Below are 26,217 nucleotides of genomic sequence, written 5' to 3'. Positions count from 1 at the left end.
GTTAATTCTGGTTGGGAATTGGTGTTTAATAGTATGCTGCTTCAATGCAAAACAACTTGGCATGAAGTGAACGTGAATGCGTAAACTGGGTACGCTGCTCAAAGGGCTGATCAATATCAGGACTGTGCTCTGGGGCATAGGCTTGTCGCTGGCATTGTCGGTTGGCATGGTGCTGTATTCGAACGCGGCGCGCGCCGTGGAGGAAGACGACCGCCAGCGTTTCGACAACCTGGCGCGCAGCACGCAATACAGCATCTCGGCGCGCGTGAAATCGTACTCGGACGTGGTGCGCGGCCTGGTGGCCCTGTTCCAGACCAGCGACGCGCTCAGCCGCCAGCAGTTCCACCAGTACGTGGCCAGCCTGAACCTGCCGCAGCATTTCCCCGCCATCGAAGCGCTGAACTATGCCGTGCCGGTGACCGACGCCCAGCGCGACGCCTTCGTGGCCGGCGTGCGCAACGACCGCAGCCTGCACCCCGAAGGCTATCCGCAGTTCGACATCAAGCCGCCCGGCCGGCGCGACCAGTACACCGTGCTGCTCTACCTGGAGCCGATGGAAATGGTGATGGAGCGTTTCGGCGTGGACATCGGCGTCAACCCGGCCATTGCGCGAGCCATGGACCTGTCGCGCGACACCGGCCAGATCAGCGCCTCCGGCCAGCCCGTCATTGTCAAGAAGCCGGTGCCGCACATCGGCCTGGGCATGCGCCTGCCGGTGTACAAGCGCGGCATGCCCATCCACGACGTGGCCAGCCGCCGCGCCGCCTACGTCGGCTCGGTCGGCATCGGTTTCTCGGTTGCCAAGCTGGTGCAAGGCGCCATCGACGAAATGGCGATCCGCGAAGTGCACATGCTGCTGTACGCGGACAGTTCCACCGACGTGGAAAAACGCCGCCTGGCCATCGAGAAGACCGACCGCCTGTTGTACAACGATAACGGTTCCATCGAGGCGGTGCCGGTCACGCCCGCCAATCCCGAAGAGTATATGGAAACGGTGCTGCCGATCGACTTCAACGGCACCTTGTGGAAGGCGCTGTTCCGCGTCAAGCGCTCGGACATGCACACCGGGCTGGACGCCTACTTCCCGTGGATCGCGCTGGCCACCGGTTTTACCGTCACCATGCTGATCTACAGCTACCTGCTGACCTTGTATTTCTCGCGCCGCAGCGCCATCGAGCAGCGCCTGCTGCTGGACAGCGTGCTCAACAATGTGGACGCCCGCGTGTTCATGAAGGACCAGCAGCGCCGCTACATCTACGTCAACGCCAAGACCGCCGAGGCCATGGGCTTGCCGGTGGAGGACATCATCGGCAAGAGCGACCGCGAGCTGATGCCGCCCGCGCAGGCCGACGCTGCCTGGGCCGAGGAGCGCGAAGTGTTCCTGGACGGCGTCAAGCGCGCCGGCGAGGAGCGCTACGTGGGCCGCGACGGCGCGGTGCAGCACCTGTGGACCGTGAAGGCGCCGGTGCGCATCGACGGCGACGTGGCGGCCGTGATCGGCCTGGCCACCGACATCACCGAGCTGCACAACCTGAAGGAGCAGGCGCAGGCCGCCAACCAGGCCAAGAGCGATTTCCTGTCCAATATGAGCCACGAGATCCGCACGCCGATGAACAGCATCATCGGCATGGCGCACCTGGCGCTGAAGTCGGTCACCCATCCCAAGCAGCGCGACTACTTGCAAAAAATTTACCATTCCGGCCAGCACCTGCTGGGCATCATCAACGACATCCTCGATTTTTCCAAGATCGAGGCCGGCAAGCTGGAGCTGGAGGTGCTGGATTTCGCGCTGGAGACCTTGCTGGGCAACGTGGCCAGCCAGCTGGGCGAGAGCGCGGCGCGCAAGGAGCTGGAACTGATGTTCGAAATCTGGCCCGGCCTGGCGCACCAGTTGCGCGGCGACCCGCTGCGGCTGGAGCAGGTGCTGCTCAATTTCACCAGCAACGCCATCAAGTTCTCGGAAAACGGCAAGATCTACATCCGCGCCCGCCCGGTGGAAGACCGGGACACGCACACGGTGGTGCGCTTCGAGGTGCAGGACCAGGGCATAGGCATGAGCAAGGAGCAGGTGGACAAGCTGTTCCAGTCCTTCCACCAGGCCGACACCTCCACCACGCGGCGCTACGGCGGCACCGGGCTGGGGCTGGTCATCAGCAAGCAGCTGGCCGAGCTGATGGGCGGCACGGTGGGCGTGGACAGCGTGCGCGGCCACGGCAGCACCTTCTGGTTCACCGCGCGCCTGGCCAAGGGCACCAACTTCCTCGAGCAGAGCCACAGCGACACGCTGCAGGCCGAGGTGATGGACAATATCAAGGGCGCCAGCATCCTGCTGGTGGAAGACAATATCTTCAGCCAGCAGGTGGGGCAGGAATTGCTGGAGGACGCCGGCGCCACGGTCTGCATCGCCAACAATGGCAAGGAGGCGATCGACCTGCTGCTGAAGGAGCATTTCGACTGCGTGCTGATGGACGTGCAGATGCCCATCATGGACGGCTACGAAGCGACGCGCCTGATCCGTTCACATCCCAAGCTGACCGGTACGCTGGTGATCGCCATGACGGCCAACGCGGGCCGCGACGACCAGGCGCGCTGCATCGCCGCCGGCATGGACGAATTCATCACCAAGCCGATCGCGCCCAACCTGCTGTTCACGGTGCTGTCGCGCTGGATGATGCAGCGCGCCGACGCCGGCGCCGGCACGCGGCCGCCGCGCCTGGACAGCCGGCCCGCCGTCTCGGCCGCCGCCGGCATCGAGACGCCGCCGCCGGACGGCCCGGCGGCGCCGGAAGGCCTGGCTGCCGCCGCTGCGCCGCCGTCCGCCGCCCTGGCCAACGCCGATGCGGGCGCCGATGCCGGTATCGGCGCCGGCGCCGCTGCTGGTGCGGCAGCCGAGCTGTTCGACATCAGCGCGCTGGCGCAAACCTTCGGCAACAAGCACGACAAGATGCGCAAATACGCACTGATGTTCCTGGACGCGGCGCGCGACGGCATGGTGGAAGTGAACCAGGCCATGGCCGACAACGACATGGCGCGACTGGCCGAGCTGGGCCACCGCATCAAGTCCTCGGCGCGCGCCGTCGGCGCCATGAGTTTCGCCGAGCTGTGCCTGGCCCTGGAGCACCTGCACTCCGACGCCGCGCCCGCCGAGGCCCAGCACATCGTGGCGCAGATGCAAGCTCTGCTCGATGTGCTGAAAGACCATATCGCCCAGGAACTGACCGTCCACGCGGCCGGTTAGGGCAGCGACGTCTCCGCTTCCGGCCTGGCCTGCGCCGGCGCGGCCGGTACCGGTGCTGCCGGTGCCGGTGTGGCTTGTGCGGGCCTGATCCTGAACCAGATCGAATACATGGCCGGCAGGAACACCAGCGTCAGCACGGTGCCGGCGAAGGTGCCGCCGATCAGCGTGTAGGCCAGCGTACCCCAGAACACCGAATGCGTGAGCGGGATGAAGGCAAGGATGGCCGCCAGCGCGGTCAGCACCACCGGCCGCGCGCGCTGCACGGTCGCTTCCACCACCGCCTGGTAGGGCGCCATGCCGGCCTGTTCGTTGTGGCGGATCTGCCCGATCAGGATCAGGGTGTTGCGCATCAGGATGCCCGACAGCGCAATCAGCCCCACCAGCGCGTTGATGCCGAATGGCTGCTGGAACAGGATCAGCGTGGGCACCACGCCGATCAGGCCCAGCGGACTGGTCAGGAACACCATCACCATGGCCGAGATCGAGCGCACCTGGAAGATGATGATGAGCAGCGTCACCGCCAGCATGATGGGGAACAGCGGCAGCATGGCCGTGGTGGCCTTGCCCGATTCCTCGATGGAGCCGGCCTGTTCAATGCGGTAGCCGGCTGGCAGCTTGTCCATGATGGGCTGCAGCTGCGCGCTGATGGCGGCCGACACGTCCGGCGGCTGCAGGCTCTCGGCGGTGTCGGCGCGCACGGTGATGGTGGGCATGCGGTCGCGCCGGCGCAGCACCGGCTCCTCCGCGCGCACTTCCACCTGGCCGACCTGGGACAGCGGAATGCGCTGCCCGCCGGCGCCGGCCAGCGTGAAGTCCGCGATGCGGGCCGGATCGAGCCGGATGCCGCCGGCCGCGCGCGCCACCACCTGCACCGTGCGGATATCTTCGCGCACCGTGGTGAGCGGCACGCCGCTGAGCAGGAATTGCAGCTGCTGGGCCACCGAGCTGGAACTCAGTCCCACGGCCTGCAAGCGGTCCTGCTGCAGCGTGAAGTGCAGGGTGGGCGTGCGCACGCCCCAGTCGGTGTTGACGGTGCGCAGCAGCGGGCTGCCGTCCATGAGCTGCTGCACTTGCGCCGCGATGGCGCGCAGCTGGTCCGGCTCCGGTCCGGTCACGCGGTAGGCCACCGGGAACGGCGAATACGGCCCGAACACCAGTTGCGTGACGCGCACGCGCGCTTCCGGCGCCAGGCCTGCCGCGATGGCTTGCCGCAGCCGCAGTTTGAGCGCGTCGCGCTCGTCCTGGCTGTCGGTGCGGATCACGATCTTGGCAAACGACGGGTCCGGCAGTTCCGGTCCCATGGCCAGGTAGAAGCGCGGCGCGCCCTGGCCCACGTAGGCGGTGACGATCTTCGCTTCCTTCTGCTTGGCCAGCCAGGCTTCCACCCTGGCCGCCGCCGCGCTGGTCTGCGCGATGGCGGTGCCGTAAGGCATCTGCACCTCGACCAGCACTTCGGGCCGGTCCGAGATCGGGAAGAACTGCTTCTTGACCACCGCCATGCCCAGCACGGCCGCCGCGAACAGCCCGGCCACGGCGCCTGCCACCAGCCATTTGCGCGCGATGACGCGCCCCAGCACCTGGCGGAAACGGTTGTAGCGCGGCGTGTCGTACAGCGCGTCGTGGCCGCCCTCGACCTGCTTGAGTTCGGGCAACAGCTTCACGCCCAGGTAGGGCGTAAACACCACCGCCACCACCCAGGACGCGATCAGCGCGATGCCGACGATCCAGAACATATTGCTGGTGTATTCGCCCGCCGTGGAGCGCGCGAAGCCGTTCGGCATGAAGCCGACCGCCGTCACCAGCGTGCCCGACAGCATGGGCGCGGCGGTGTGGCTCCACGCATAAGCGGAGGCGGCGACGCGGCTGTAGCCTTCCTCCATCTTCACCACCATCATTTCGATGGCGATGATGGCGTCGTCCACCAGCAGGCCCAGCCCGAGGATCAGGGAGCCCAGCGTAATGCGGTCGAAGTTCTTGCCGGTGGCGGCCATGACGATGAACACGGCGGCCAGGGTCAGCGGCACGGCCGCGGCCACCACCACGCCCACGCGCCAGCCCATGCTCAGGAAGCACACCACCATGACCACCAGCAGCGCGGCGAAAAACTTGACCATGAACTCGTCGACCGACGAGCTGATGTTGACGGCCTGGTCGGTCACCTTGCTCAGGGCCATGCCCAGCGGCAGGGCGGTGTTGATGGCGCCCACTTCCTGGTCCAGCGCCTTGCCCAGGTCCAGCCCGTTCCAGCCGTCGCGCATCACGATGCCCAGCAGCAGCGCCGGTTCGCCGCCGTTGCGTATCATGAAGGTGGCCGGGTCTTCATAACCGCGCCGCACCGTGGCGATGTCCGACAGCTTCACGCTGCGGCCCTGCGCCGCCACCGGCGTGTCGCGGATCTTCTGCAATTCGTCGAAGGCGCCATCCAGGCGGATGAAGACCTGCGGCCCCCGGGTTTCCACCGCGCCGGCGGCCGTCAGCGCGTTCTGACTGTTGAGCGCGGCGAACACGTCCTGCGGGGCGATGCCCAGCGTGGCCAGGCGCTCATGCGCGAACTCCACGTAGATGCGCTCGGCCTGCTCGCCGATGATGTTGACCTTCTTCACGCCCGGCACGTGCAGCAGCCGCTGGCGCAAGCGTTCCGCGTCGCGCGCCAGCAGGCGCTGCGCTTCGCCCTTGGCCTTGAGCGCGAACAGGGCGAAGGTGACGTCCGCATATTCATCGTTGACCATGGGGCCGATCACGCCGGACGGCAGATTGGCGGCCTCGTCGCCAACCTTCTTGCGCGCCTGGTAGAACTGTTCCTGCACTTCGGCAGGCGGGGTGCTGTCGCGCAGCGTCAGCGTCGTGAAGGCCAGGCCGGGCCGCGTGTAGGTCTCGCTGCGGTCGTACCAGCGCAGTTCCTGCAGGCGCTTTTCCAGCTTTTCCGCCACCTGGTCCTGCATTTCCTGCGCGGTGGCGCCGGGCCAGGCGGTAATCACGGTCATCACCTTGACGGTGAAAGCGGGGTCTTCCGCCCGGCCCAGCTTGAAGAAGGCGATCACGCCGGCCAGCGAAATCAGGCAAATCAGGAACAGGGTGACGGAGCGCTCGCGCACGGCCAGCGCCGACAGGTTGAACCGGCCTGCGCTCATGGCTGCCCCCCGGCGGCCGCCTGGCCGGCCAGGCGCACCGGCTCGCCTTCGCGCAGCAGGTGCGCGCCCAGCGCCACGATGCGGTCGCCTTGCTTGAGCTGGCCGTCGACGCGGGCGGCGTCCTCGCCCAGCTGCCGCACCGTGACCGGCCGCCACGACACCTGGGCCGGCTCGCCGTGGATGAGCCAGACGCCCGGCCCCTTGCCCGCGTCGTGCAGGGCGCCGAGCGGCACCGACAGCGCGCCCGGCGCGGCAGCGGGCGCACCGGGAATGCGGATCGTCACCGTGGCGCCCAGGGGCGCCGTGGCCAGCTGGCCTTCGAGCACATAGCGCGCCTCGTAGGTGCGGGTCTGCTTATCCGCCGTGTCCGACAGCTGCCTGAGTCTGGCCGGCAGGGGCTGGTCTTCCTTGCCGAACAGCGTCGCTTGCGCGGCCGAGCCGGCCGCCGGGCGCAGGGTTTCCGGCAGCTGGATCACCGCTTCGCGCTGGCCCGCGTGGGCGACGCGCGCCACGGGCTGGCCGGCGCTGACCACCTGGCCGGGCTCGGCCAGCATGTCCATCACCACGCCGTCCGCGTCCGCCACCAGTTCCGTGTAGCGGCTGGCGTTGCGGGCCACCTCGGCCTGGGCTTCGGCCGCACTGAGCTGGGCGCGGGCCGCGTCGGCGGCGGCCTTGGCCTGCTCGTAGGCCGACATCGAGACGGCGCCAGTGCCGCGCAGCTCGCGGTAGCGGGCTTCTTCCTGCGCCGTTTGCAGCGCCCGCGCGCGGGCGGCGGCGGCCGCTTCCTGCAGGGCGAGGGCGGCCAGTTTCAGGTCGGCGGGGTCAAGGCGCATCAGTACCTGCCCGCGCTTGACGGCCTGGCCGGTGTCGGCCAGCCGCTGCAGCACCTTGCCGGCGACACGGAAGCCGAGGTCGCTTTGCACGCGCGCGGCGACGGTGCCGCTAAAGCTGCGCGCCGCAGCGGCGGCGCCCTGGACGGTGGCGGCCCGCACCAGCGGCGCGTCCGTGCGCGGGTCGGCTGGCGCCTTGCTGCCGCAGGCGGCCAGCGCCAGCGGCAGGGCGGGGATGACGGTGGAGAGTAAGAATCGGCGCGACATGGCAATCCCATAAGAAACGGTACAGGATGCCATTTTGGGACTAGTGACCAATTAAGTCAATAGTCACTATGCGTTGAAAAAACCGGAGCTCAGGCTGTCATGGCGACAGGCTGCGCAGTACCAGGCTCGACAGTTGAGAGGGCGCCTCGCTGCTGAAATCCAGGCTGCATTGCAGCAGCAGCGGATTCAGATAGGGGCGCATCACCAGGTAGATGGCGCTGGCGGTTTCGTCCTCCGGCGTCTTGCGCTCGAATTCCCCGTCCTCGCGGCCCTGGCGCAGAATTTCCAGCAGCAGGGCCTTGATGTTTTGCTCAAAGGACCGCACCGCCTGCCAGTTTTCAGTGGCGGCGGAGGCGGCGATGTCGTGCAGTTTGCGGTCCTCGAAGAACAGCCGCAGGCTGGCGTCGACCGCCGCCTGGAACATGCGCCGCAGCTTGTCGGGGGCGCGGTCGGCGCCGGCCACGGCGCTGCGCACATCGGTTTCTATCCGGTGCAGGCAGTTGGCGCAAATCAGCTCGCCTATCGCTTGCTTGGATTCGAAAAACTTGTAGATGTAAGCCTTGGAAAAGCCGATGGCCTTGGCGAGGTCCGACACGGTGGTCTTTTCATAGCCGTACAGGCGGAAGTGCTCCGTCGCGGCGGTGACGATTTGCGCCCGTACCTCGTGATCGGCAGGGCCGCGGGACGAACCCGGTTGTGTGCTTGCTTTATTCATGAGCGGCAGCTTACCTCCAGTCCCGGCTTTGCACAACGAGCATTGCAGTTGTTCCGGTACCGGCGTGCCGGCTGCCGTTTTGCCTTTCACCGCAGCGCCTTGGCACGTGAACCATTGCTGGCGGCGGGCCGGGTTAACTTGGCTTATATGTCAAGCCAAAATATTATATCGGCCCGTTACATTGTGCGTATTTATCCCCATGCACGCTGAATATACTCATTTTCACCGCCGGGCTGGCAGCCAGGAATAACTGGCGAATTAATATTATCTGCTGCAGGCACAAGCTCTGCGTCCGGCAATGGACGGGGGTCGTCACTGCCGGGCCTTTTCATGTGACCCCATAATAATGGAGATTCATCATGCAAGAATCTGCACGCCGCACCACGTCCCTGCTCACGATTAAAGGAAAATCGCGCAGCGCGCTCCATGAGTTAAAAGGCCAATCGCTGCGGGAGCTAAAAGGCATTGCTCTCGACGCGAAATTGCTTCAATTATTGCAGCCTCTGCTGAAAGAGCGGATTTCGCTCACTAATCCAAATCGAAGAATTACCGTGTCGGCCGATATGTACGTCGAAGATGACGAAACTTTCGGTTCCAACGAAACAGTGCGCCGGCAGAAAACCAACTCCGCAATACTGAGCGTCCTGGGCCTGGCGCAGTCCGTCATGGACTTCGAGGTCAGGATGGGCGGCGAGATCCGGGTGGAATTCACCGTCACGGCATCCCTGTTCGACAATGCCGGGAACGCAATTGTCGATGGCGAAGTCAAGCTGTACGAGGGCACGTCCGAAAGTACCGGCGACCTGGACGGCGTGCGCCAGTTCCAGCTGTATATACCCGCCGGCGCCACGCTCAACCATTTCGTGCGCGTGAATAACGACGACGAGGGCGGCGACTACGCGACAATCAGGCTGAACGTCACCAACGTGACGGCCTGACGCGCGGCAGGGCCGCCGGTCTTGAATCCAGCGGGCAACAGTGCAAGTCGTGTTCGTCAGTTGTCCTAGAATGGTTCGCGTCACCAGCCCCGGAGGATGCGAACCATGGATGAACTGCCTGGCACTAAAATCTCCCGCCGCGACCTGCTGATCGCAGGCGCGCTGTCGGCCACGGCGGCGGCCATGCCGCCCGTGGCGCTGGCGCAGGCGCCGGACGGCGCGGCACCGCCGCCCAGCCTGCCGCCGGTGCGCTGCGCCTTCACCGTGAACGGCACGCGGCACGAGCTCAACGTGGACGTGCGCACCTCGCTGCTGGACGCCTTGCGCGAACATCTGCACCTGACCGGCACCAAGAAGGGCTGCGACCACGGCCAGTGCGGCGCCTGCACGGTGCTGCTCGACGGCCGCCGCATCAACTCCTGCCTGACGCTGGCCGTGATGCACGAGGGCGCGCGGATCACCACCATCGAAGGCCTGGGCACGCCGGACAAGCTGCATCCCATGCAAGCCGCCTTCATCAAGCACGACGGCTACCAGTGCGGCTACTGTACCCCCGGCCAGATCTGTTCGGCCGTGGCGGTGCTGGAAGAAATCAGCCAGGGCAAGCCCAGCCACGTGACGGCCGAGCTGACCGTGCGGCCGCTGCTCAGCGGGGAAGAAATCCGCGAACGCATGAGCGGCAACATCTGCCGCTGCGGCGCCTATTCCAACATCGTGGACGCCATCACCGAGGTGGCCAACGGCGCGGCGGGGAGGACGGCATGAAAGCCTTCACCTATCAGCGCGTGCAATCGCCCGCCGAGGCGGCCGCTGCGGCCCAGCGCGCTCCAGGCAGCCGCTTCATCGCCGGCGGCACCAATCTGCTGGACCTGATGAAGCTGGAAATCGAAACGCCGGCCCATTTGATCGACGTGAACGGCCTGGCGCTGGACAAGATCGAAGCGCTGCCGGACGGCGGCCTGCGGGTGGGGGCGCTGGTGCGCAACACCGACCTGGCCTCCGACGACCGCGTGCGGCGCGACTACGGCGTGCTGTCGCGCGCCTTGCTGGCCGGCGCTTCGCAGCAGCTGCGCAACCGCGCCACCACGGCCGGCAACCTGTTGCAGCGCACGCGCTGCCCCTATTTCTACGACACCAACCAGCCCTGCAACAAGCGCCACCCGGGCAGCGGCTGCTCGGCCATCGGCGGCTACAGCCGCCACCACGCGGTGGTGGGCGCCAGCGACGCCTGCATCGCCACCCATCCCAGCGATATGGCGGTCGCCATGCGCCTGCTGGACGCAGAGGTGGAGACCGTGAAGCCGGACGGTTCGGCGCGCGTGATCCCCATCGTGTCGCTGCACCGGCTACCGGGCAACACGCCGCACATCGAAACGGTGCTGGAGCCGGGCGAGCTGATTACGGGCGTGAAGCTGCCCCGGCCGCTGGGCGGCAAGCATCTGTACCGCAAGGTGCGCGACCGCTCCTCGTATGCCTTTGCGCTGGTGTCGGTGGCCGCCGTGGTCCAGCCGGACGGCAGCGGCCGCGTGGCGCTGGGCGGCGTGGCGCACAAGCCGTGGCGCATCGAGGCCGCCGAGCAGAACCTGGCGCGCGGCGCCGGGCCGGTGGCAGAGCAATTGCTGGCCGGCGCCCGCACCACGCCGGACAACGCCTTCAAGATCCAGCTGGCGCAGCGCACCCTGGCATCCGTGCTGGCCGAAGCGAAGAAAGGGTAAGCGATGAAATTCACCACACCCGCAGGCAGCAACCCCATCGACCAGCTCAAGGTGGTGGGCCGCGCCACCGACCGCATCGACGGTCCGCTCAAGACCACCGGCACCGCGCCCTACGCCTACGAGCAGCACGGCGCGGCGCCCAACGCGGCGTACGGCTATGTGCTGGGCGCCGCCATCGCCAAGGGCCGCATCGCGGCCATGGACACCGGCGCCGCGCAGCGCGCCCCCGGCGTGCTGGCCGTGGTCACCGCCGCCAACGCGGGCAAGCTGGGCAAGGGCAAGTTCAACACCGCCAAGCTGCTGGGCGGCCCCGAGATCCAGCACTACCACCAGGCCGTGGCGCTGGTGGTGGCCGAGACCTTCGAGCAGGCGCGCGCCGCAGCCCAGCTGATCAAGGTGAAATACACGCGCGAGAAGGGCGCCTACGACCTGGCCAAGGCCAAGGACGCGGCCCGGACGCCCAAGCCGGACCAGCCGGATTCGCCGCCGGACTCCAAGGCCGGCAATTTCGAGGCCGGTTACGCGGCGGCGCCCGTCAAGCTGGACCTGCACTACACCACGCCCGACCAGTCGCACGCCATGATGGAGCCGCACGCCTCGGTGGCGGTCTGGCATGGCGACCACCTCACCGTGTGGACCTCGAACCAGATGGTGGACTGGGGCCGCGGCGACATGGCGAAAACTCTGGGCATCCCCAGGGACAAGGTGCGGCTGGTGTCGCCCTATGTGGGCGGCGGCTTCGGCGGCAAGCTGTTCCTGCGCGCCGAGGCGCTGCTGGCGGCGCTGGGCGCGCGCGCGGCGAAACGGCCGGTGAAGGTGGCCCTGGCGCGCCCGCTCATGATGAACAACACCACCCACCGTCCCGCCACCATCCAGCGCATCCGCATCGGCGCCACGCGCGACGGCAAGATCACTGCCATCGGCCACGAGTCCTGGTCCGGCGATCTGCCCGGCGGCAAGCCGGAAATGGCGATGCAGCAGACCCGCTTGCTGTACGCGGGCGCCGACCGCATGACGAAAACGAAGCTGGCCGTGCTGGACCTGCCGGAAGGGAACGCCATGCGCGCGCCCGGCGAGGCGCCCGGCCTGATGGCGCTGGAAATCGCCATGGACGAGATGGCGGAAAAGCTGCAGATGGACCCGGTGCGTTTCCGCATCCTGAACGACACCAAGGTCGATCCCGAAAAGCCCGGCCGCCCGTTCTCGCAGCGGCGCCTGATCGACTGCCTGCGCAGCGGCGCCGAGCGCTTCGGCTGGAACGCGCGCAACCCGCAGCCGGCCAGCGTGCGCGACGGCCGCTGGCTGGTGGGCATGGGCATGGCGGCGGCCTTCCGCAACAACCTGGTGATGAAGTCGGCCGCGCGCGTGCGGCTGGAGCGCGACGGCAGCGTCACCGTGGAAACCGACATGACCGACATCGGCACCGGCAGCTACACCATCATCGCGCAGACCGCCGCCGAAATGCTGGGCGTGCCGCTGGCCAGCGTGGCGGTGCGGCTGGGCGACTCGAACTATCCGGTGTCGGCCGGTTCCGGCGGGCAGTGGGGCGGCAACAGTGCCACGTCGGGCGTGTACGCCGCCTGCGTCAAGCTGCGCGAGGAGATCGCGCGCCGCCTGGGCTATCCGCCGGCCGACGCCGTGTTTTCAGATGGCCAGGTCAGCGCCGGCGGCAGTTCGGCCTCGCTGGCCAAGCTGGCCGAGGGCGGTGAAATCGCGGCCGAGGACGGCATCGAATTCGGCAAGCTGGACAAGGAATTCCAGCAATCGACGTTCGGTGCCCATTTCGTGGAAGTGGGCGTGGACGCGGCCACCGGTGAAACCCGGGTGCGGCGCATGCTGGCCGTGTGCGCGGCCGGGCGCATCCTCAACCCCAAGTCGGCGCGCAGCCAGGTGATCGGCGCCATGACCATGGGCGTGGGCGCGGCGCTGATGGAGCACCTGGTGCTGGACAAGCGCCACGGCTTCTTCGTCAACCACGACCTGGCCGGCTACGAAGTGCCGGTGCACGCCGACATTCCGCACCAGGAGGTGATCTTCCTGGATGAAACCGATCCCGGTTTCCTCGCCCATGAAGGCCAAGGGCGTGGGCGAGCTGGGCATCTGCGGGGTGGGCGCGGCGGTGGCCAACGCCAGCTACAACGCCACCGGCGTGCGGGTGCGCGACTATCCGGTGACGCTGGACAAGCTGCTGGCGCGGATGCCGCCGTACGCCTGAGCGGCGGGCGGCGGCCCGCTTACGCGGCCGACCGGCTCGGCGTGGCGGGCGCGTCCGGGCCGATGTCGCGCAGTACCGGCGTGCCGAACTCGAAGCGCTTGATCTCGCCCACCATCAGCAGGTAGCACAGGATGGCCACCGCCGCATTGGCGCCGACGAACACCAGCGCGCCGGCAAACGAGCCGGTGGCCTGCAGGATGTAGCCGATCACGATGGGCGTGGTGATGCCGGCCGTATTGCCGAAGGTGTTGAACAGCGCGCCGCTCATGCCGCCCGCTTCCCGGGGCGAGGTGTCGGCCACCACCGCCCAGCCCAGCGCGCCGATGCCCTTGCCGAAGAAGGCCAGCGACATCACCATCACCACCACCCAGTCGGCCTGCACGTAGTTGCAGACGATCATGGACATGGCCAGCAGCATGCCGCACACGATGGGCGTCTTGCGCGCGGCCGACAGCGAACGGCCGGACTTGATCATGCGGTCCGATATCACGCCGCCCAGCACGCCGCCCAGGAAGCCGGCCACCGCCGGCAAGGCCGCCACGAAACCGGCCTTGAGGATGGTCATGTGGCGCTCGGTGACGAGGTAGACCGGGAACCAGGTCAGGAAGAAATAGGTCAGCGTGTTGATGCAATACTGGCCGATGTACACGCCCAGCAGCATGCGGCTGGCCAGCAGCTGGCGGATGCAGGACCAGGTGTCCAGTTCCTGCGTGGCGGCCGCCTTGTCCTTGCTTTCCAGGTCCACCAGCGCGCCGCCGGCGGCGATATAGTCCAGTTCGGCGGCATTGATGCGCGGGTGGTCCCTGGGGCCGTACACGGTTTTCAGCCAGACCAGCGAGACCAGGATGCCCAGGCCGCCCATCACGTAGAACACGCTCTGCCAGCCCAGCGAGTGCACCAGCCAGCCCATCAGCGGGGCGAACAGCACGGTGGCGAAATACTGGGCCGAGTTGAAGATGGCGGCGGCGGTGCCGCGTTCGCTGGTCGGGAACCAGGCCGACGCCAGCCGGCTATTGCCGGGGAAGGAGGGCGCTTCCGCCACGCCGATCAGCAGCCGCAGCGCAAACAGCACGGTGACGGCGGCCGCGCCGGTGAAAAAGCCCACGCCGCCCATCATCATGGTGAAGGCCGACCACAGGAAAATGCTGAAGAAATACGTGACCTTGGAGCCGAAACGGTCCAGCAGCCAGCCGCCCGGCAGCTGCGCCAGCACGTAGGACCAGGCAAAGGCCGAGAACACGAAGCCCATTTGCACCGGCGTCAGGCCCAGCAGCTTTTTCAGTTCCGGGCCGGCAATCGCGATGGTGGCGCGGTCGGCGTAGTTGATGGTGGTAACGATGAACAGGATGGCCAGTATCATCCAGCGGACCCTGGTGGCCTTGGCGGCTGCGGCGTGCGGTGTCATGCGTGTCTCCGATCGAATGCGTGTTGCTATCATAGCCTAGAGATCAGACATCGTACAACTGAATTGTTAAACCGTGCGCCGGTGCTGGCGCCTGCAGCAGGCAGGAGCGATAATGGCATCCCTGGCGCGCCTACTGCTGACGATATGGATTCACGCATCACCCCCGGCCTCTTAATTCTGCACGGCAACCAAATGGAGTTGCTGCGCGCGGCCGTGTTCCAATGGCTGCGCAACCATCCGCTGGCGCCGCTGGAGTCGGACATCTTCCTGGTGCAGTCGAACGGGGTGGCCGAGTGGCTGAAAATCGCGCTGGCCGAGGAAATGGGGGTGTGCGCCGCCAACCGCGTGGCGCTGCCGGCACGCTTCCTGTGGGAGACATACCGGGGCATGCTGGGCCGCGACCGCGTGCCGCGCATTTCCGCGTTCGACAAGGGGCCGCTCACCTGGCGCCTGATGCGGCTGCTGCCCACGCTGCTGGCCGACGAGGTGTTCGCGCCGCTGCGCCACTTCCTCGGCGACGGCGACCCGGAGCGCCGCCTGCAGCTGGCCGAGCGCCTGGCCGACTTGTTCGACCAGTACCAGGTCTACCGCGCCGACTGGCTCGCTGACTGGGCCGAAGGGCGCGACGCGCTGCGCACCGCGCGCGGCGAGAGCATCGCGCTGGCGCCGGACCAGAAGTGGCAGGGCGCGCTGTGGCGCGCGGTGATCGCCAGCGTGCCGGAACAGGAGCGCGGCCTGGGCCGCGCCACCGTGCACACCGAGTTCGTGCAAGCGGCCGCGCGCGGCGAACAGCCGCAGGGCCGGCTGCCGCGCCGCATCGTGCTGTTCGGCGTGTCCGCGCTGCCGTACCAGACCCTGCAGGCGCTGGCCTCGCTGGCGCGCTACACCCAGGTGGTGCTGGCCGTGCCCAATCCCTGCCAGTTCTACTGGGGCGACATCATCGAAGGGCGCGACCTGCTGCGCTCCGCGCACCGCCGCCAGCAGCTGCGCAACGGCGTGGACCTGGGCCTGATCCCGCTGGAAGAACTGCACGCGCACAGCCATCCGCTGCTGGCGAGCTGGGGCCGCCAGGGGCGCGACTTCGTGCGCATGCTGGACGAATTCGACGTTGCCGCCAACGAGGCCGCCCAGCTGGCGCAGGAGCGCGGCGATGATGGGGCGGTGGCGCCGCTGCGCGTGGACCTGTTCAGCGACGGTGACGGCGACACCATGCTGGCACAGATGCAGGCCGCCGTGCGCGACCTGCTGCCCTTGTCCGACCACCACTATCCGCAGCCGCCCGACAGCGACCGTTCCATCGAACTGCACGTGGCGCACAGCGTGCAGCGCGAAGTGGAGGTGCTGCACGACCAGCTGCTGGCCATGTTCGCCGCCGCGCAGCACACGGACCGCCCGCTGCGTCCGCGCGACGTGGTGGTGATGGTGCCCGATATCGACGTCTTCAGCGCCGCCATCCACGCCGTCTTCGCGCAGCACAAGCGCAGCGACCCGCGCTACATCCCGTTCGAGATCGGCGACGTGAACGACCGCAGCGTCAACCCGCTGCTGGTGGCGCTGGAGTGGCTGCTGCGCCTGCCGCAGCAGCGCTGCCGCCAGAGCGAGGTGCGCGACCTGCTGGACGTGCCGGCGCTGGCGGCGCGCTTCGGCCTGTCGGAGGACGACCTGCCCACGCTGGGCCTGTGGATCGAAGGCGCCGGCGTGCGCTGGGGACTGGACCAGCAGCACCGCTCCGGCCTGGGCCTGGCCCCGGCCGGCGAGCAGAATGCCTGGATTTTCGGCGTGCGCCGCATGCTGCTGGGCTATGCCAGCGGCAGGGACACGGCCTTCAGCGGCATCGAGTCGTACGGCGAAGTGGGCGGGCTGGACGCCGCGCTGGCCGGTTCGCTGGCACAGCTGGTGGAAGCGCTGCTGCACTGGCGCGCCCTGCTGGCGCAGCCGCGCAGCCCGGCCGAGTGGGGCGTGCAGGCGCGCGCGCTGCTGGCCGCCTTCTTCGACGCGCGCGAGGAGGGCGACCGCCTGACCCTGGCGTTGCTGGACGATACCCTGAACCGCTGGCTGGAAACCTGCGAAGGCGCAGGCTTCGACGAGGCGGTGCCGCTGGCGGTGCTGCGCGAGTCCTGGCTGGGCGCGCTGGACGAGCCGACGCTGGACCACCAGTTCGTGTCCGGCGGCGTGACCTTCTGCACCCTGATGCCGATGCGCGCGGTGCCGTTCCGCGTGGTGTGCCTGCTCGGCATGAACGACGGCGACTTCCCGCGCCGCGCCCGCAAGGCCGACTTCGACCTGCTGGCGCTGCCCGGCATGGCCCGCCCCGGCGACCGCTCGCGCCGCGACGACGACCGCTACCTGATGCTGGAGGCGGTGCTGGCCGCGCGCGACAAGCTGTATATCAGCTGGGTGGGCCGCCACGTGCGCGACAACAGCGAACAGCCGCCGTCCGTGCTGGTGGCGCAGCTGTGCGACTACCTGAAAGCCGGCTGGAAGGTGGACCTGGCCGCGCGCACCACCGAACACGCGCTGCAGCCGTTCAGCCGCCGCTACTTCGAAGCCGGCGGCCTGCTGACCTACGCCGGCGAATGGCGCACCGCGCACAGCGCCGATCCCGCGCCCGGCGCCTCCGCCAGCGCCGCCGATGCCGATGGGGCCGCGCGCGCGGGCTCCGGCGAGGGGCCGCACGCCAGCGGCGACGCCGGCATCCCGCCCTACGAGCTGGACCCCAGCTTCCGCCTGCGCCTGAACAACTTGGCCAGCTTCATGCGCCAGCCGGTGCGCTACTTCTTCCGCCAGCGCCTGGGTGTCATGTTCGCGGAGGCCGCCGTGGTGGGCGAGGACGAAGAACCGTTCGCGCTGAACGCCCTGCAGCGCTACCAGCTGGAAGACATGATGCTGGACGACAGCGGCGAACCCGAACCCATGGCCGACGTGCGCGCCAACCTCACCGAGCGCGCCGAGCAGCTGGGCCGCGAAGGCCGCCTGCCGATAGGCCTGATCGGCAAGCAGGAGCAGGCCAAACTGGTCGACGCGCTGGTGCCGGTGCGCACCGCCTGGCTGGAATTGTGCGCGCGCTATCCACTGCCGGCGCCCAAGCTGCCGGTCAGCCTCGAATTCGGCGGCGTGGTGCTGGAAGACTGGGTGGACCAGCTGCGCAGCAACGGCACCGACAAGGTCTGGCTGGCGCAAATCTCGTCCAAGGCCGCCAGCAAGTCCAGGGAAGAATACAAAGGCCGTGGCGACAAGCTGATCCTCATGTGGCTGCGCCAGCTGGCCGCCGCCGCGCAGGGCGAATCCGTCACCGGCTACCTGGTGGCGCGCGATGTGATCGTGAAAATGGCGCCGCTCGAGCTGCATGCGGCGCGCGAAGCGCTCGCGCGCGTGGTCGCCATCTGGCGCGACGGCATGAACCGGCCGCTGCCCACCGCCTGCAAGACCGGCCTCGCGCTGGTGCAGGGCGGCGACCCGCGCGCCACCTACGACGGCGGCTTTGAAGTCGACGGCGAAAACGAGGACCTGTGCCTGGCGCGCCTGTGGCCGGACTTCGCGGCCCTGGCCGCCGAAGCCGAATGGGCCGACGTGGCGCAAGAGCTGTACGGTCCGCTGGCCGAATGGATGGCGCAGCAAATCACCATCACGCCCATCGCGGCCGAGGACGAACAATGAGCTTGCTCGCACCACTGACCTTTCCGCTGCACGGCTCGCGCCTGATCGAAGCCAGCGCCGGCACAGGCAAAACCTGGACCATCGCCGCGCTCTACGTGCGCCTGGTGCTGGGCCACGGCGGCGGGGATGCCTACCGCCGCCCGCTGCTGCCGGCCGACATCCTGGTGATGACCTTTACCCGCGCCGCCACGCGCGAACTGTCCAACCGCGTGCGCGAGCGGCTGATCGAGGCGGCGGCCTATTTTCGCGGCCAGTCCGACAAGGAAGACGGCTACCTGGATGCGCTGCTGGAATCCTATCCCTCGCACGAGGAACGCCAGCGGGCCGCGCACCGCCTGATTCTGGCCGCCGAGACCATGGACGAGGCGGCCATCTTCACCATCGACGCGTGGTGCCAGCGCATGCTGCGCGAGCACGCCTTCGACAGCGGCAGCCTGTTCGACGAAGAGCTGGTGAGCGACGAGGGCGCGCTGTTCGAGGACGCGGCGCACGACTACTGGCGCCAGCACGTCTACCCGCTGAAGGAAGCCGCGCTGGAACAGCTGCTGCGCTGCTGGCCGGACGTGGAGGCGCTCAAGCGCAGCGTGCGCGAGCTGTCGCGCCGCAGCGAATTCATCGCGCAGGCGGAGGGCGAAGCCGCACAGGCCGCTCAGCCCGGGCTTGAAGCGCTGGACGCGCTGATCGCCCGCGTGCTGCGCGTCCAGCGCTCGCAGCTGCTGGAGCTGAAGCAGGGCTGGAGCGAACGCGCCAACCGCATGGAGCAGTGGATTGCGCAGCAGCGCGAAGCGGCGCCCAAGTGCTTCAACGGCGTGAAGATGAAGCCGGAAAATCTGGCGAAATGGTTCGACGGCCTGCGCGCCTGGGCGCAGGACGACTACCAGGTGTTCCCCGAGATCTCGGACAAAGCTTGGGAGCGCCTCACCCCCGACGGTATCGCCGACGCGTGCTCCAAGGGCTACAGCCCCGCCATCCCGGACGACTTCGAGGCGACCGCGCTGCTGGCCGCAGGCTTGAAGGGCATCGAACCGCTGCAGCATCCGCTGTACCGGCACGCCGCGGCGGCCATCGCACGCCGCATGGCGGAGCTGAAGCGCCGCACCCGCCAGTTCGGCTTTGCCGACATGCTGGAACGTCTGCGCGCCGCGCTGCTGGGCGAGAACGGCGCGGCGCTGCGCAAGCGCATCACCGAGCAGTACCCGGTGGCGATGGTGGACGAATTCCAGGATACCGCGCCCATCCAGTACCAGATTTTCGACCTGCTGTACCGCGTGGCCGCTAACGATCCGGAAACGGGCCTGTTCCTGATCGGCGACCCCAAGCAGTCCATCTACGGCTTCCGTGGCGCGGACATCCACAGCTACCTGTCGGCGCGGCTGGCCACCGCAGGGCGGCACTACCAGCTCGGCACCAACTTCCGCTCCACGCAGGCGCTGGTGGCGGCGGTGAACCAGGTATTCATGCACGCCGAAGGGGCGGGGCCGGGCGAAGGCCTGGCGCGCGGCGCCTTCCGCTTCCGCAAGGCCGACGGCAGCAACCCGCTGCCGTTCGACGCGGTGGGCGCGAACGGGCGCAAGGAGCGCCTGGTGGGCGCGCCCGGCCAGCTGGCAGCACTGACGGTGTCCTGCAGCGTGGCCGACGACATGAAGGCGGACGCCTATCGCGAATTCTTCGCCTGGCACTGCGCCGAGCACATCACCGCCATGCTGAACGACCCGCATGCGGGCTTCGAGGGGCCGGACGGTTTCAAGCGCCTGCAGCCGGCGGACATCGCCGTGCTGGTGCGGGACGGGAAGGAGGCGGCCGCCATCCGGCGCGCGCTGCAGCGGCGCAAGGTGATCAGCGTCTACCTGTCCGACAAGGACTCGGTGCTGGAGAGCGAGGAAGCGGGCGACGTGCTGCGCTGGCTGTCGGCGCTGGCCAATCCGTTGGACGGCGCCCTGGCGCGCGCCGCCTTCGCCACCCGCACGGCGGGCTTGCCGCTGGCCGAGCTGGCGCGGCTGTCGGCCGACGAGCTGGCGTGGGAAGGGCGGGTGGAGCAGCTCAAGGCACTGCACGTGGTGTGGCAGCGGCAGGGCGTGCTGGCCATGCTGCGCCGCTTCATCCATGAACTGAACCTGCCCGCCACCTTGCTGGCGCAAGCGGGCGGCGAGCGCAGGCTGACCAATCTGCTGCACCTGGCCGAGCTGCTGCAGTCGGCCAGCCGCCAGCTGGACGGCGAGCAGGCGCTGATACGCTGGCTGGCCGAGCAGGTGGAGGGCGGCGGCGAAGGCGGCGACGAGCGGGTGCTGCGGCTGGAAAGCGACGCGGAACTGGTGCAGGTGGTCACGGTGCACAAGTCCAAGGGCCTGGAGTATCCGCTGGTGTACCTGCCGTTCGCCACCACGGCGCGCAAGGTGGACCGGCGCAACCGCAGCTTCTTCGAGTATACGGGCGAGGACGGCAAGCGCAGGATAGACATGTCGCTGTCGGACGAGGCGCTGGCGGCGGCCGAGGCGGCGCGGCTGGAGGAAGACTTGCGGCTGCTGTACGTGGCGCTCACCCGTCCGCGCCACTTCCTGTGGCTGGGCGTGGCCGCGCGCGGCGCCAGTGCGCTGCACGACTCGGCGCTGGGCTATCTGCTGACCGGCGGCGAACCGCTGCCGGGCGCCGAACTGCTGGCGCGCTGGGAGCAGGTGAAGGGCGGCTGCGACGCGATCTCGGTGCGCGCGCTGGAGCAGGCGGGCGCGATCACGGTGCTGAACCGCGTCGAGCAGCGCCCGGATCTGGTCGACGCGCAGCGCTTCGAGGGCGACTTCGAGCGCGACTGGTCGGTCGGCAGCTTCACCTCGCTGGCGCGGCGCGGCAACGCGCCCGGCGCCGGCGCAGCGCAGGTCGCCGCGCGCGATGCCGCACCGGCGGCGCCGTTCGACGCGCCGGCGGGCGACACGCCCGGCCCCGGCGGCTTGGCGGGCAGCCGCCACGTGCCGCGCAGCTCGGGCGAGGAAAAGCTGCTGGAAGGCCTGGACGCGCCGCCCATCCTGCGCCCGGAAGACGCCCCGTGGCACCGCTTCCCGCGCGGCTCCGTGCCCGGCAATTTCCTGCACGAGCAGCTGGAGTGGATGGGCCAGGAAGGCTTCGGCGACGTGCACGATCCGCACTTCGACCAGCGCCTGCTGCGCCGCATCGAGCGCGCAGGCTGGTCCAACCGGCAGGACGACACGCTGGCCTGGCTGCGCGCCATCGCCACCACGCCGCTGCCGCAGCTGGGCGCCTCGCTGTCCGAGCTGGACGCCGTGCTGCCCGAAATGGAATTCTGGTTCCCCAGCGAGCGCCTGGGCACCGGCGCGCTGGACCGCCTGTGCCGCCGCCACCTGATGCGCGGCGTGCCGCGTCCCGCGCTGCCGGAACGCCAGCTGCACGGCATGCTGAAAGGCTTTACCGACCTGGTGTTCGAGCACCAAGGCCGCTACTGGGTGCTGGACTATAAATCGAACGCGCTGGGCGCGGGCGATGCGTCCTACCACACGGGCGCGCTGGCGGCCGGCATGGCCGAGCACCGCTACGATATCCAGGGCGCCATCTACATGCAGGCGCTGCACCGCCTGCTGCGCAACCGCATGGGCGCTGCCTACGACCCGGCACAGCACCTCGGCGGCGCCATCTTCTTCTTCCTGCGCGGCGTGGGCAATGCGCAAACGCGCGGCTGCTACCTGCTGGAGCCCGAAGCAGGGCTGCTGGACGGCCTGGACGCACTATTGAACGAGGTACCGGCTTGAACACCAAAGTGAAACCCGACGACGCGCAGGCCGCAGCCTTGCAGGCGGCCACGCTGCTGGCCCAGATCGACGCGCTGACCGAAGCGGGCCAGCTGCGCCGCCTGAGCGGCGCGTTCGCGCGCTTCGTCGGCTCGCTCGGCCACAGTTCGCCGCCGCTGTTGCTGGCCTGCGTGCTGTTGTCCGAACTGGAGGGGCGCGGCCACAGCTGCCTGCTGCTGTCCGAATTGGCGGGCGACCCGCGCGCGCTGCTGGGCTGGAACGACGAAGACTGGAGCGCCTTGCGCACGGCAGCCGGCCCGCTGCCCAAGTCCGCCGCCGCCTGGCGCGCCATGCTGTACCAGTGCGACCAGGTATGGCCGGTGCAGGACCTGGACTTCCAGCAGCCACTGGTGCTGGACGGCGAACGGCTCTACCTGCGGCGCTACTGGCGCGACGAAACCAGCGTGGCGCGCGCCGTGCGCGAACGCGCCGCCACGCCGCGCCTGGTGGACGTGGGCCGCGTGCGGCACTGGCTCGATATCCTGTTCGACCACGCCCCGCGCGAGGGCGGGCCGGACTGGCAGAAGATCGCCTGCGCCTCGGCCTTGCGCAGCAACCTGGGCATCATCACCGGCGGTCCCGGCACCGGCAAGACCTACACCGTGGCGCGCCTGCTGGCGCTGCTGTTCGCCACGGCGGGCGCCGATTCCGCCGCCTGGGCGGTGGGCCTGCGCATTGCGCTGGCCGCGCCCACCGGCAAGGCCGCCGCGCGCCTCAAGCAGTCCATCGACCACGCGCTGGAAGACCTGGCCAAGCGCGTGCCCGAGCTGCACCTGCCCGAATTGGCGGCGCGCATGGGCGCCGCGCGCACCCTGCATAGCCTGCTCGGCGCGCGGCCCGACACGCGCAGCTTCGTCCACCACCGGGGCAATCCGCTGGACGTGGACGTGCTGATCGTCGATGAAGCATCCATGGTGCACCTGGAAATGATGGCCGTGTTGCTGGACGCGCTGCCGCCCAACGCGCGCCTGATCCTGCTGGGCGACAAGGACCAGCTGGCGTCGGTGGAGGCCGGCGCCGTGCTGGGCGACTTGTGCCACGACGCCCAGGCCGGCGGCTACAACGCCGCCACGGTCGATTACATCCACGCCGCCACCGGCCAGGAGATTCCCGCTTCCTTCCAGGGCGATGCCGGCCCGCTGGCGCAGCAGACCGTGATGCTGCGCGAGAGCCGCCGCTTCGGCGGCCCGATCGGGCAGCTGGCGCTGGCCGTCAACGCGGGCGACGCGGCCGCCGCGCGCGCCGTGCTGGGCGCCGACAGCGGCGGCAAGCTGGCCTGGATCGATCCGGCGCAGCAGCAGGACGTGCTGCAGCTGGCGCTCTCGGGCCGGCCCGGCGTGGGCGGCGGCTACCAGGATTATCTGCGCAGGATACGCGCTGGGGAGACTGGTTCCGGCGGCCCGGCAGGCAGCGGGGCGGTCGCCAACGTGCCGGGCGAGGCGCACGACGCGTGGGTATTGGACGTGCTGCGCAGCTTCGAATCGTTCCGCATCCTGTGCGCGGTGCGCGAAGGGGAGTGGGGCGTAACGGGCCTGAACGAGGCCATCGAACACAGGCTGGAGGCGGCGGGACTGCTGCGCAAGCGCGGCGAATGGTATGTGGGCCGTCCGGTCATGGTCACCCGCAACGACTACGGCACGGGCGTCTTCAACGGCGACATCGGACTGACCTTGCCGGACCCGGCCCGCCCCGGATCGCTGCGCGTGTACTTCAGCGAAGGCGCCAGCATCCGCAGCGTGCTCGCCACGCGGCTGCGCCAGGTCGAAACGGCGTTCGCCATGACGGTGCACAAATCGCAGGGTTCGGAATTCGCCCACACGGTGGTGGTGCTGCCGCGCGAGGGCGGCGCGGTGCTGGCGCGCGAGCTGGTCTACACCGGCATCACGCGCGCCAAGGAGTACTTCACGCTGTGCACGCCGTCGGCGGCGGTGCTGGACACGGCCATTGCGCAACGCACGCAGCGCGCCAGCGGCTTGCGCGCGCTGGTCGGTGCGTAGGAGGGTTTAGCAGGAGGTCAGGAAGCGCGGCGGCGGCGCGGATTCTTGGCTGCCGGTGCCTTCTTGCGGCTGGAGGCGCGCATCACGCGCGGCTTGTTGTCTTCTTCCCCGCCGGAGATAAAGCGGCGGATGTTGAAGGCGTCCATCAGGCGCGCCGAGTTGGCCTTGGCGTTCAGCAGCACCACGGTGGCGTTCTTGCCGGCCGATTTGATGCGCATGATCAGGCAGCGGCCCGCTTCCTCGGTGTAGCCGGTCTTGGACATGCCGATGTCCCAGCCCTTGGCACCCACCAGGCGGTTGGTGTTGTGATACTCCACCTTGCGGCCCTTGATGTTGATGATGTCCTTGGTATCCGTCGTGATACGGCGGATGTCGTCGTACTTGGCGGCGGCGGCAGCCATCTTCACCAGGTCGGCGGCGGTGGACTTGTTGTTCGGCGACAGGCCGGTCGGTTCCTCGATCACGGTCTGGGTCATGCCCAGCGCGCGGATCTTGGCATTGACGGCGGCCTTGAAGGCCGGCGTGCCGCCCGGGTAGGTGCGGCCCAGCGAGGCGGCGGCGCGGTTATCGGACGACATCAGCGCCAGCTGCAGCACGTCGCCGCGCGGAATGCTGGCGCCCACAGGCACGCGCGAGGTGCTGTGCTTGAGGGTGTCCACGTCCACCTGGTCGATCTGGATTTCCTCGTTCATGTCCTGCTTGGCGTCGAGCACCACCATGGCGGTCATCAGCTTGGTCAGCGAGGCGATCGGCACCACGGCGTTGGCGTTCTTTTCCACCAGGATCTTGCCGGTGTCGTCCTCGACGACCAGCACCGACTGCGAGCCGAGCGGCAACGCCATAGCGGCGGCGCTCAAGGACATCAGCAGGGCTGCTACTGTTTTCTTGATCATTTTTTTGTCTTTGGAAAGAGGGTGTTTGGGCGGGTACGGCGGGACAGAATTTTACTATCTGTGCGGCAACGTTTCCCCACAATCGACAATACAGGAAATCGAGTAACTCGTCTATTGAATGTGAGGCGGACGCCTCTGTAGAACGAAAAAAAAGCCCCGCAGCGCAACTGCGGGGCCTGGAGCCGGCAAAAATGCCGGCCGGAGCGTTATTTGGTGGCGTAGATCTTGTCGAATTCGCCACCGTCGTCGAAGTGCTTCTTCTGCGCGGCGCGCCAGCCGCCGAACACCGTGTCCACGCTCAGCAGCGTGATCGGCTTGAAGGTGGACGCGTATTTCTGGGCCACCGCCGCCGAGGTCGGGCGCAGGTAGTGCTTGGCCAGGATTTCCTGGCCGGCGTCCGAGTACAGGAAGTTCAGGTAGGCGGTCGCTTCCTTGCGCAGGCCACGCTTGTCGACCACCTTGTCCACCACCGCGACCGGCGATTCGGCCAGGATGGAGACGGCCGGGTAGACCACCTCGAAGTTGTCGCCGAATTCCGAACGCACCAGCTGCACTTCGTTTTCAAACGTCACCAGCACGTCGCCGATCTGGCGCTGGGTGAAGGTGGTGGTGGCGGCGCGGCCGCCGGTGTCCATCACCGGCACGTTCTTGAAGATCTTGCCCACCAGTTCGCGCGCCTGCGCTTCGGTGCCGCCTTTTTTCAGCACCGAGCCCCATGCGGCCAGGTAGGTGTAGCGGCCGTTGCCCGAGGTCTTGGGATTCGGGATCACCACCTTCACGTCCGGCTTGGCCAGGTCGGCCCAGTCCTTGATCTGCTTGGGGTTGCCCTTGCGCACCAGGTACACCACGGTGGAGTAGAACGGCGCGGCGTTGTGCGGGAACTTGGTTTTCCAGTCCGCCGCGACCAGGCCGCGGTCGGCCAGCAGGTCCACGTCGTTGGCCTGGTTCATGGTTACCACGGATGCTTCCAGGCCGTCGGCCACGGCGCGCGCCTGCTTGGACGAGCCGCCGTGCGACTGGTTCACCGTCAACGTCACGCCGGTCTTGGCCTTGTAGTCGGCAATGAAGGCCGGGTTGATATCCTTGAACACTTCGCGCATCACGTCGTAGGACACGTTGAGCAGCACCGGGTCGGCTGCCCAGGCATTGCCGGCCAGCGGCAGGGCCGCGGCGGCGATGGCGGCGAGGAAGAAGCGGCGCGGCAGATTGCCTGCCCCTAATACGGAAATTTTCTTAGACATTGTTGGCTCTCGTAAAAAACATATAAGCATGGTCTATAATTTGGCCCCGAAAAGATACGAATTTTTTGTAATATGCTTAGACCGGCATGCCCCCTCATAGGGCGCGGCCAGCGGCCCGACGGTTTTCTTACCGCTGGTGTATAGTCGGGCTGTGACGCCGTGCGGCGGGTAATTTTTTTGA

13 protein-coding genes and 1 pseudogene are annotated in these 26,217 nt (G+C 68.2%); 8 read left to right on the top strand and 6 right to left on the bottom strand.

The annotated features are described in order from the left end of the window. Positions 1-76 precede the first annotated feature (76 nt). Positions 77-3,238, top strand: coding sequence for a CHASE domain-containing protein (locus ACFJI2_RS14565; RefSeq protein WP_377705658.1), 3,162 nt, complete (start codon positions 77-79; stop codon positions 3,236-3,238). Here the strand turns inward: ACFJI2_RS14565 and ACFJI2_RS14560 are convergent. From ACFJI2_RS14560 to ACFJI2_RS14550, 3 genes are all read right to left on the bottom strand, one after another. Continuing rightward, positions 3,235-6,369, bottom strand: a complete 3,135-nt coding sequence (locus ACFJI2_RS14560) for an efflux RND transporter permease subunit (protein ID WP_377705657.1) — start codon at positions 6,367-6,369, stop codon at positions 3,235-3,237. The genes ACFJI2_RS14565 and ACFJI2_RS14560 overlap by 4 nt on opposite strands. Continuing rightward, on the bottom strand, positions 6,366-7,466 hold the full coding sequence (locus ACFJI2_RS14555; protein ID WP_377705656.1) for an efflux RND transporter periplasmic adaptor subunit: 1,101 nt from the start codon (positions 7,464-7,466) through the stop codon (positions 6,366-6,368). The genes ACFJI2_RS14560 and ACFJI2_RS14555 overlap by 4 nt, the downstream gene beginning before the upstream one ends. Before the next feature lie 97 nt (positions 7,467-7,563). Further along, complete coding sequence (locus ACFJI2_RS14550; protein WP_377705655.1) at positions 7,564-8,181, bottom strand: TetR/AcrR family transcriptional regulator; 618 nt, start codon at positions 8,179-8,181, stop codon at positions 7,564-7,566. Positions 8,182-8,540: 359 nt separating this feature from the next. On the opposite strand from ACFJI2_RS14550, the gene ACFJI2_RS14545 reads away from it, so the two are divergent. The 4 genes and pseudogenes from ACFJI2_RS14545 to paoC all read left to right on the top strand — a co-directional run bounded on the left by ACFJI2_RS14545 (position 8,541) and on the right by paoC (position 13,049). Continuing rightward, a complete protein-coding gene (locus ACFJI2_RS14545) occupies positions 8,541-9,119 on the top strand; it encodes a hypothetical protein (RefSeq protein ID WP_132375436.1) in 579 nt (192 codons plus the stop codon). A gap of 105 nt (positions 9,120-9,224) precedes the next feature. Beyond that, the gene (gene paoA, locus ACFJI2_RS14540) at positions 9,225-9,884 is read left to right on the top strand and encodes an aldehyde dehydrogenase iron-sulfur subunit PaoA (RefSeq protein ID WP_377705654.1); all 660 of its coding nucleotides are present in this window, start codon (positions 9,225-9,227) and stop codon (positions 9,882-9,884) included. Then, the gene (locus tag ACFJI2_RS14535; RefSeq protein ID WP_377705653.1) at positions 9,881-10,834 is read left to right on the top strand and encodes an FAD binding domain-containing protein; all 954 of its coding nucleotides are present in this window, start codon (positions 9,881-9,883) and stop codon (positions 10,832-10,834) included. Before paoA ends, ACFJI2_RS14535 begins: the two co-directional genes overlap by 4 nt. Positions 10,835-10,837: 3 nt before the next feature. Further along, positions 10,838-13,049, top strand: a pseudogene (gene paoC, locus ACFJI2_RS14530) (aldehyde oxidoreductase molybdenum-binding subunit PaoC). Positions 13,050-13,068: 19 nt separating this feature from the next. On the opposite strand, the gene ACFJI2_RS14525 reads toward paoC, so the two are convergent. Then, positions 13,069-14,454, bottom strand: a complete 1,386-nt coding sequence (locus ACFJI2_RS14525; protein WP_377705652.1) for an MFS transporter — start codon at positions 14,452-14,454, stop codon at positions 13,069-13,071. A gap of 144 nt (positions 14,455-14,598) precedes the next feature. On the opposite strand from ACFJI2_RS14525, the gene recC reads away from it, so the two are divergent. From recC to recD, 3 genes are read left to right on the top strand one after another with little or no spacing between them, the layout of a single operon-like run. Further along, positions 14,599-18,111, top strand: coding sequence for an exodeoxyribonuclease V subunit gamma (recC, locus tag ACFJI2_RS14520; protein WP_377705651.1), 3,513 nt, complete (start codon positions 14,599-14,601; stop codon positions 18,109-18,111). Beyond that, complete coding sequence (gene recB, locus ACFJI2_RS14515; RefSeq protein WP_377705650.1) at positions 18,108-21,866, top strand: exodeoxyribonuclease V subunit beta; 3,759 nt, start codon at positions 18,108-18,110, stop codon at positions 21,864-21,866. Before recC ends, recB begins: the two co-directional genes overlap by 4 nt. Beyond that, positions 21,863-23,902 (top strand): exodeoxyribonuclease V subunit alpha, encoded by a 2,040-nt coding sequence (recD, locus tag ACFJI2_RS14510; protein ID WP_377705649.1) that lies wholly within the window; start codon positions 21,863-21,865, stop codon positions 23,900-23,902. Before recB ends, recD begins: the two co-directional genes overlap by 4 nt. A 17-nt stretch (positions 23,903-23,919) precedes the next feature. On the opposite strand, the gene ACFJI2_RS14505 is transcribed toward recD, so the two are convergent. Then, positions 23,920-24,795 (bottom strand): serine hydrolase, encoded by an 876-nt coding sequence (locus ACFJI2_RS14505; protein ID WP_107868500.1) that lies wholly within the window; start codon positions 24,793-24,795, stop codon positions 23,920-23,922. A gap of 206 nt (positions 24,796-25,001) precedes the next feature. Continuing rightward, positions 25,002-26,036: a sulfate ABC transporter substrate-binding protein gene (locus ACFJI2_RS14500; RefSeq protein ID WP_377705648.1), complete on the bottom strand. Its 1,035-nt coding sequence runs from the start codon at positions 26,034-26,036 to the stop codon at positions 25,002-25,004. Positions 26,037-26,217 lie beyond the last annotated feature (181 nt).

Source organism: Pseudoduganella sp. UC29_71, from assembly GCF_042693265.1.
GTDB lineage: Bacteria > Pseudomonadota > Gammaproteobacteria > Burkholderiales > Burkholderiaceae_D > Rugamonas.
The sequence above is the reverse complement of the archived record's forward strand: the minus strand, read 5'-3'. Positions and strand labels throughout refer to the sequence as shown.